The sequence below is a fragment of the Bacillus cereus group sp. BfR-BA-01331 genome (assembly GCF_022663915.1).
Lineage (GTDB): Bacteria > Bacillota > Bacilli > Bacillales > Bacillaceae_G > Bacillus_A > Bacillus_A mycoides.
In genome coordinates this window covers 1-6,070 of record NZ_JAKUGJ010000067.1, presented here as the reverse complement: position 1 = coordinate 6,070, position 6,070 = coordinate 1, and the positions used below count along the sequence as shown (strand labels likewise).

Here is a 6,070-nt window from a genome sequence, read left to right as displayed (position 1 = left end):
CATCGCTATCAAGCTAATAAAAAGAAATGCCCCCTAGAATGAAAAAAACGCCATCCTTTCCTATAATTCTACAGAAAGAATAACGTATTTTTTCATTTTAAGTGGAACAATTAATCTCTTAAGTTGATGAGCATGCAGCAAGCCCCTTTAAAGGTAATATTGCGGTACCAGGCTGCCCTCTATACTGAAAAGGTAATATCACAACTCAAACTGCTATATTTATTTCCTGTCGAATACACTCTTTTTTATTAGCACGTTTCCATAAATATATGGTGTAGAAGAATAAAATTGCAATAATAACATATGCAAAAAGCGACGAGGCTTGAACATTCCCCATAAAATTAAAGAAATTATTAAAAGTGTGGAAAGTAATGGTGATAATAATTGATTGCTTATTTACGATAAGTAAGGACAGAACAAGTCCAACTAAAAATGCATATATGATTTGTAAAATGGTATCTTCAATAGACTGCCCACCAATTAGTTGTAATAAATGGGTGAGACCAAACAAAAAACTTGAAATCAAAACTGATTTTTTTATCCCCTTTGAAAACAACATTTTGAGCATAAATCCACGAAAAAAGATTTCCTCAATAAATGCAACAACAAAAAATTGCATGATAAACATAAAAAATAAGTCAGATACCGATGTTGTGTTTAATCCTTTATTACCAAGTAGTATTACTAATAGAACAATCACTAATGGGGAATTTAATAAAATGGTATTCTTCATTGAATTATTTAACTTAATATCAAAGAAATAGAATTTCCACTTGTTCTTTATTGTTAAATATATTAAAATTCCCACTGCTAAAGGAACAAGTCCAATAAATTGTAATACTGGACTGGATGGCTTAGTAATAGTTTGATAGGCCCCGTTAAGCGTGTAAAAAATCATTAATAAAAATTCTAACCCAATAATTTTTAAAACAATATTCTGATTTACCTTCATCTAGAATCCTCCCCTATTTATCGATTTGAGCATTTTTCTTTTGGATTACTGCACTGTTACTATTTATAGATTAATAGTAACTTATTAATTCATCAAATAATTTACTGATATTTCAAAAAATATAGCATAAAACACTTTATTGTCCTCATGATAAGGTAAACAAATACCTCAAACGAGAAAATTGATCTCTTCAAATTGAAAATATATAAAATTCCTTTTTGGGGGTTTTATATATTTTTTTAGTTGATGGCGATGTGGTGAGACCCCATAAAGAAAAGACACCCATATAAGAGTGTCTTTTCCAATAGTTTTTTAGCAGAAGCAACTGCATCCGATAATGATTAATAAAATAAATAATACAACAAGTAAAGCAAATCCTCCAGCAAAACCGCAGCCTTCGCCGCAACTACCACCATATCCCATAATAATATTTCCTCCTTTAGATAAGAGGGTGAAACTAGGGTTCATTCCATGTATTTTAACGGGTTCACTTTACCTTATGTTTTTACGCCTGAATTGAGCAGGTCCTAAAAAAAAGACGCCATAAGGCGTCCCCCACAATTGGGTAGATAAGGTTTAGTTTTCCAATTTAAAGAAAGTATGTATCACACCTTGAGAGTATATCATAATATCTGTTAAATTTAATATTCTATGCATTATTACATAAAAAAAAGACACCCTAAGGTGCCGGTGCCTTCCTCCGACTTGAACCACTTTAATTTAATAATATGTATTGGACATTAAGTAAACACGTCCTATAAAACAGAATCATTTATTTTCAACAGATTGTTAGTGTACAAATACAAGAGAATCGAGATCGTTTGTTTGGCTAGATTAAAGCAACGCCACACCACACCTATATGGTTGAGATGTGTTACGCCTTCTAATCGGAGAATCAGCTTTATAGAACCTGTCCACAATTTATATTTTACTACGTGTAATATTTATTTTATGTATTTTTTACAAATATGTATAATTACATAAAATTTACGAGAAAAAGAGCGTATACTTTGATATTGTGTAATAAAGATAAGGCCCACCTACGGAAATAGGTGGGTTTTTTGTTGGGCATTACTATCTCATTGCACAAAAGGGAATTTGCATTAAAATAATATCATATTCTTAGAGTTCTTATATTGAGAAAAAAGGCACTCTTATGAGTGCCCCTTTTTTTAGTAACCGAATCCGCCGCTACCGCCGCCCCAACAACTACATCCTATAATGATTAACAGGATGAATAGAACGATCAGTAAAGCAAATCCGCCACCTAACTGTCTACGCTTAAAAACTAAAGTTACCTTTAGCCCTCCAAGACTCGCTACGAGCGAATGGCTAGTTCTTACTCGACGGGAATCCCACCCGTTATATGATACGACCTAGGCTCGGCCGCACACCTGCCTCGTTAGTTAATATGAAAATGAAACCCAATGTCTTTCAGGCGAAAGTATAATCTTGGTTTGGAAATATACAACTGTTTGGACATAAAAAAGACCATCGAAATGATGGTCTTGCAGACTGTAGACAAATGCATAAAATAACGAATGAACCTTTCTCTGAACACTTACTTTACTTCTTTCATAAATAGTCTAACGTTTTCAGCGATTTCTTTGAATTTGGTATGGTGTAAATAATGTGATCCATCCATGGTTACTACTTTTCCATGTACCGAGTCTTTGATCTGCCCTTCATGCAGAGGTATCCATCCTGCTACATCTTCATTATTCGCTTCTACAAAGAGAAGAAGTGGAAGATATTTAGGGAAGATTAAACCTTGAGCCCCTTTAAAATTAGACGAAATATGGTCCATCTCATTCAAGGTTGTGTCATTATACATGTTTTTATTCGAAATCATTTTCATTTGCTCTACGGTTTTTTCATCAAATACCAGTCCAGCATAGGGGTCAGCACTGATTTTCATAGCCAATCTTAAGAGACCTGATTTTTTGAGATATGCAAACGTTTTTAATGGGAAATTGATATCTATACCCGGTTGTGTTGCAACACTGCTATCGATTCCGACAAATGCAGTCACCTCGTTTGGATATTTATTCACATAATCAATTCCATAAATGCCTGCAATGGAGTGGCCCATGAGCATGTATCTGTTAATATTAAGCTGCTGTAGAGCTTCATGAACTTCACTTACCATATTCTCCGTGGTTCGCTCTTTTACAGTTTCATCACTTAATCCATAACCGAAAGGCTCTACCACAACAACTTTGTAATATGGAGATAATTCATCGACAAGAAGCTTAAAATCAAGCCCTGGAGTAGCTGTTCCATAACCAGGCAGGAGCACGATTGTTTCCTCGCCCTCGCCTTGAATTAACACATTCATGTTTTTCCCGTCTACAGATACGTGCTGCCCGTAGGGCACTATTCGTTTTTGCTCCGAATGACTACTCATCACATTTGCGATATAAACAATACCTAAAAAAAGTACAATGGCTAGAACGATTGCTCCTATGATTTTAAGTAAGATGTTTCGCACTTTCTTTATTTTCATTCCACTTAGCGTTTTCTTTTCCTCTTGTTGTGTCACTGTCATCTTCTCCTGTCCTGATCAGTTTGCCTTCCTTCATGTGCCTGTAATGAAAACTTAACCAATGAAGATGTACTCACCATGACGACAATATGAACTGAATATGAACTGCCAAAAAAAATGCTACGGCTCTATATACAAGTAAGCTTGCATATGAGTCGTAGCATAGAGAATGAATCTAACTAATCTGTTGGTGTAGTGATTGGCAATGTGACAATGAAGGTCGTTCCTTGACCAGGTTCACTTTTCACTCGGATGTCACCTTGATGAAGCGACACGATCTGTTTAACGATAGCGAGTCCCATACCACTTCCGTCATACTTACGACTGTGGGAACGATCGGCCTTAAAAAAACGCTCGAATATACGCTTCTGGTCGTCAAGGTGAATACCAATACCAGTGTCGGATATTAGGATTGTGACGTTTTTGATATCTTGTTTGATGCTTACGTTAATCACGCCGGTATCCTCGGAAAATTTGATGCTATTTCTGAGGATATTCGTCCATACCTGATTTAACAGGTCATGATCAGCCGTTACTTTAACTGTCTGTAAATCAAGCTCGAAATGTATATCGCGAGCAGACCATTGTGGCTGGAGCGCCACAATTATCCGTCGGATTTGTTCATCGAGGCTGAGCGTGACGAGCCGCAGTTGCTTTGACTGCGATTCAAGAAAACTCAGCTTTAACAGGTTATCGCTCATTTTGGACATCCTTTTCGCTTCAGCGATGATAATATCAAGATAACGGCTTCGTTCGTATTCTGAAAGGTCAACTTGCTTAAGCACTAGAGCATAACCGGATATCGAAGTGAGCGGAGACTGAATCTCGTGCGACACGTTCGTTACGAATTCCCTGCGCATCCGCTCAAGTTGCTGCAGATCGTGCATCATTTCTTCGAAGCTGCGAGCCAAAGTACCCAGCTCACTCGTTTGCTTAATATTCAACTTGACGTTGAAATCTCCAGATGCTATCCGCTTGGTCGCTTTTGTCAGCTTTTTTATCGGTCTTACCAGGAATACAGAGGCAACTAGAATCAATAAGCTTCCTGCAATCAACGAACATGTTGCAAAGACCAATGCCCACTTTGTGACAAAAGAGGCTGAAGGAGGGGCGAGCGCTTCCAAAAATATCGCTTTCGTTCCCATTTCCGTTTTCAACGGCAACCCTAAGAGGACCGTGGCAATACCATTAGGAGTGTCCTGAACAACACCTCCATCTAATACTTTCTTTAGTTGCTCCATCGTCACAGGCGCAGGTTTGTGTCCGTGAAGTTTACCGTAAGACTTGAACTGACCCGTTGCTTCGTAAATTCGAATATAATAAGAATCGAGCTGCTTCATTTCACTTACGAACAAGTCCGCTTCACGTAACGGAAAGGTCTTGTAAATCCGGACGATGTCTTGGCCAAAGTTACGTGAGTTGATTTGAGCGTTTTCGTTCAATTTATCTTCGAATATCCAAGTTGACACAAAAAAAGAAATGATCGTGCCCCCGATGATGGAGACTAAAAATGTCAGGACAACACGTATATATAAGGATCTGATCATTCATAAACCTCAAGCCGATACCCAAGCCCGCGCACCGTTTCGATCCGAAAATCGGGTGTTGTCGCGAACCGTTCACGCAGCCGTTTAATATGTACGTCTACCGTTCGATCATCTCCGGCGTAATCGATACCCCAAATCTGATCGATCAACTGCACGCGCGTATAGACTTGTCCGGGTGTTCCAGCGAGCTTATACAGCAATTCGAACTCCTTTAGCGGCAACGTAAGCGACTCCGTCCCTTTCATCACCTTATAGGTCTGTCGATCAAGGATGACGTTCCCTAAATGGATCGTCTGCGTGGAGCCAATCTTGTATCGTTTGAGTAGTGCCCTAACACGAACCGTCAACTCTAACGGATCGAATGGTTTGGTTAAATAATCGTCCGTCCCAAGTTCGAAACCTTTCACTTTCTCCCATGTTTCTCCTCTCGCAGTCAGCATAAGTAAAGGTAGATCAGGATTGGCTCTTCGGAGCTCCTTGCTTAACGTCCAACCATCCATAATCGGCATCATAATGTCAAGTACGACAAGATCGACATTCGTTGAGATGTAGACGGCCAGTGCTTCCTTGCCGTCCGCTGCTTCAGCTGTTGCGAATCCGTCGTTGCGTAGAAATAAACAGACGAGTTCGCGAATGTTCGCATCGTCGTCAGCAACTAGTATAGTAGGCATCGGTTCCCTCTTTTCCCTGTTTTCCACCGCATTATTTCAAGCAATTATTATACTATAAATTAACACGTATGTTGATTAACCAAAGTAATACAGTTTCTTGATTTATCGACCTGTAGAATTCAAGTGTTTCTTTCAAACTAATTTGCCACTCAATTGACAAGGCTTCACAAAGAAACAGGCGTGTGAAACCTGCAAATGACAAGCGTTTATTTTTTCTTTTGGCCTTGTGCACGAAGAAATTTCAACAAAGCATCGGCAATTATAGCTGTGAATAACTGATTGAACAACGCATTGGATGTTGTGCCAAACAATACGGAAACGTTCAAATTCAGCTAAATCCAGCGGAAAAATGATT

The 6,070-nt window shown here is 38.4% G+C and carries 6 protein-coding genes and 1 pseudogene; all 7 read right to left on the bottom strand.

The window, feature by feature from the left end; all coding sequences use genetic code 11:
* Positions 1 to 205 precede the first annotated feature (205 nt).
* Positions 206 to 952, bottom strand: coding sequence for a CPBP family intramembrane glutamic endopeptidase (locus tag MR155_RS30450; RefSeq protein WP_002084319.1), 747 nt, complete (start codon positions 950 to 952; stop codon positions 206 to 208).
* 312 nt (positions 953 to 1,264) lie between these two features.
* Positions 1,265 to 1,375 (bottom strand): YjcZ family sporulation protein, encoded by a 111-nt coding sequence (locus tag MR155_RS30445; RefSeq protein WP_000540371.1) that lies wholly within the window; start codon positions 1,373 to 1,375, stop codon positions 1,265 to 1,267.
* A gap of 749 nt (positions 1,376 to 2,124) precedes the next feature.
* Positions 2,125 to 2,220: pseudogene (locus tag MR155_RS30440) on the bottom strand (YjcZ family sporulation protein); the annotation flags it as partial.
* A gap of 293 nt (positions 2,221 to 2,513) precedes the next feature.
* A complete protein-coding gene (locus tag MR155_RS30435; protein WP_242312031.1) occupies positions 2,514 to 3,494 on the bottom strand; it encodes an alpha/beta hydrolase in 981 nt (326 codons plus the stop codon).
* 182 nt (positions 3,495 to 3,676) lie between these two features.
* Positions 3,677 to 5,044, bottom strand: a complete 1,368-nt coding sequence (locus tag MR155_RS30430) for a sensor histidine kinase (protein ID WP_242312030.1) — start codon at positions 5,042 to 5,044, stop codon at positions 3,677 to 3,679.
* On the bottom strand, positions 5,041 to 5,715 hold the full coding sequence (locus tag MR155_RS30425) for a response regulator transcription factor (protein WP_001142154.1): 675 nt from the start codon (positions 5,713 to 5,715) through the stop codon (positions 5,041 to 5,043). Before MR155_RS30425 ends, MR155_RS30430 begins: the two co-directional genes overlap by 4 nt.
* Before the next feature lie 132 nt (positions 5,716 to 5,847).
* Positions 5,848 to 6,070 (bottom strand): hypothetical protein (locus MR155_RS30420; protein WP_242312029.1); only part of this gene is annotated, 223 nt, incomplete at its 5' end.

Excerpts from the sequence above, each read along its gene's own strand:
- MR155_RS30425 (WP_001142154.1), bottom strand. The coding sequence starts at position 5,715 with ATGCCTACTATACTAGTTGCTGACGACGATGCGAACATTCGCGAACTC.
- MR155_RS30430 (WP_242312030.1), bottom strand. The coding sequence starts at position 5,044 with ATGATCAGATCCTTATATATACGTGTTGTCCTGACATTTTTAGTCTCC.
- MR155_RS30450 (WP_002084319.1), bottom strand. The coding sequence starts at position 952 with ATGAAGGTAAATCAGAATATTGTTTTAAAAATTATTGGGTTAGAATTT.
- MR155_RS30445 (WP_000540371.1), bottom strand. The coding sequence starts at position 1,375 with ATGGGATATGGTGGTAGTTGCGGCGAAGGCTGCGGTTTTGCTGGAGGA.